This is a genomic window from Streptococcus parasanguinis, assembly GCF_001578955.1.
In the GTDB taxonomy this organism is placed as follows: domain Bacteria; phylum Bacillota; class Bacilli; order Lactobacillales; family Streptococcaceae; genus Streptococcus; species Streptococcus parasanguinis_U.
This window is the reverse complement of sequence record NZ_KQ969689.1, coordinates 452,720-454,612: the sequence shown is the minus strand read 5'-3', so window position 1 is coordinate 454,612 and position 1,893 is coordinate 452,720. Positions and strand designations below refer to the sequence as shown.

The following is a 1,893-nucleotide window of genomic DNA, read 5'->3' as shown; positions in this document are numbered from 1 at the left end:
GACGACTCAATTGATTGAAACAGGTATTCCTGTCACCGTCGCACTCAATATGAGCGATGTCTTAGAGGCCCAGGGTCGTTTCATTGATACTGAAAAATTATCTTATCAGTTAGGAGTTCCTGTCATTGCGACCAGCGCTATCAAGCAAACTGGTGTAGAAAAAGCCATTAAAAAGGCTGCTCTCACAAGAAAAGATACGGTGACAGATCTAGCCTTTCCCCGCTATGATGACCGATTGGAAGCAGCTATTTCACAAATTCTTCAGATACTGGGTAATACCGTCCCAGAGAGAGCTGCTCGTTTTTATGCTATCAAGCTCTTTGAAGGGGATGCTCTTGTCACAGAAGAGTTAAACCTCTCTTCTTTCCAACAAAGTGAAATAGCAGATATCGTCCAGATTACGGAGGAAATCTTTACTGAAGACGCGGAATCTATCGTCATCAATGAACGCTATGCCTTTATCGAAAAAGTCTGCCGACTCGCCCAAGGACAAGATGCTACCTTCAAATTCAGCCTTTCAGATAAGATTGACCAGATCGTCACCAATCGGATTCTAGCCCTGCCGATTTTTGCGGTGGTCATGTATTTGGTCTATTACCTCTCCATCCAAACGGTCGGTCAGATGTGGACCGACTGGGCCAACGATGTCCTCTTTGGCAAATATGTCCCTGATGCCGTGACCAATTTTCTCCAGTATCTACACGTAGAGGATTGGCTTCAATCCTTGATCATCGACGGGGTTGTTGCTGGGATCGGAACTGTTCTCGGATTTCTGCCACAAATTTTCGTCCTCTTTATCTGCCTGGGCATCTTAGAGGATATCGGCTACATGAGTCGGATCGCCTTTGTCATGGACCGGATTTTCAGACGATTTGGTCTCTCTGGTAAGTCCTTTATTCCCATGCTGATCTCTACCGGCTGTGGGGTTCCAGCTATTATGTCTAGTCGGACCATCGAAAATGAACGAGACCGTAAAATCACCATTATGACGGCCACCTTCATGCCTTGCTCTGCCAAGTTAGAAATCATCGCCTTGATTGCAGGTGCCTTTTTCCCTGACAATCCATGGGTCGCACCCAGCACCTATTTCCTTGGGATGACGACCATCATCCTATCTGGAATTGCCTTGAAAAAGACCCGTTTATTAGGTGGCCTAGCTAGTCCCTTTATCATGGAACTACCGGCCTACCACTGGCCAAAAGCCTTATCTGTTTTCCGCTATGCTTTTGGGAAGGCCATGAGTTTTGTGAAGCGTGCAGGAACGATCATCTTTAGCTTAACCATCCTAATTTGGTTCCTCTCTTCCTATAATTTCAGCCTCCAAGCTGTCCATACGGATCACAGTATTTTAGCCAGCCTTGGGAAATCCATTGCTTGGATCTTTGAACCACTCGGATTTGGGAACTGGAAGGCAACCGTTGCTGCGGTGACAGGTCTTGCAGCCAAAGAAACCGTGGTTGCTACTTTCGGCATTCTCTACAACGATAGTTCTACTGCCGGTTTATCTGCTGCCTTAAGAGTTGATTATACTTCTTTAGCAGCATACTCTTTCCTCACCTTTAACCTGCTCTGTGCTCCTTGTTTCGCAGCAATGGGAGCGATCAAGCGCGAGATGGGGGATCTAAAATGGACCATGGGTGCGATCGGTTTTCAAACAGGGCTAGCCTATGTCGTGAGCCTGCTCCTCTACCAGTTTGGCCTCGTCTTCCTTCTAGGACAGCCCATCACCATCTGGACAGGACTAGCAGTTCTTCTTCTTGTAGGCATGCTCTACTTTATCCTGCGCAAACCCCACCATCAAAAAGAGACAGTTATTACGCTCGACACCCTCGCAAATGCTCATCTATAGGAGGTTTTCATGTCAACCATTATCATTGCCATCATCTTGTTTGG

General features: G+C 46.6%; 1 protein-coding gene. It reads left to right on the top strand.

Going from position 1 to position 1,893, the window contains the following annotated elements; all coding sequences use genetic code 11:
- On the top strand, positions 1–1,849 hold a 1,849-nt coding region (gene feoB / locus SPADD19_RS02110; protein WP_241496410.1), incomplete at its 5' end, for a ferrous iron transport protein B.
- Positions 1,850–1,893 lie beyond the last annotated feature (44 nt).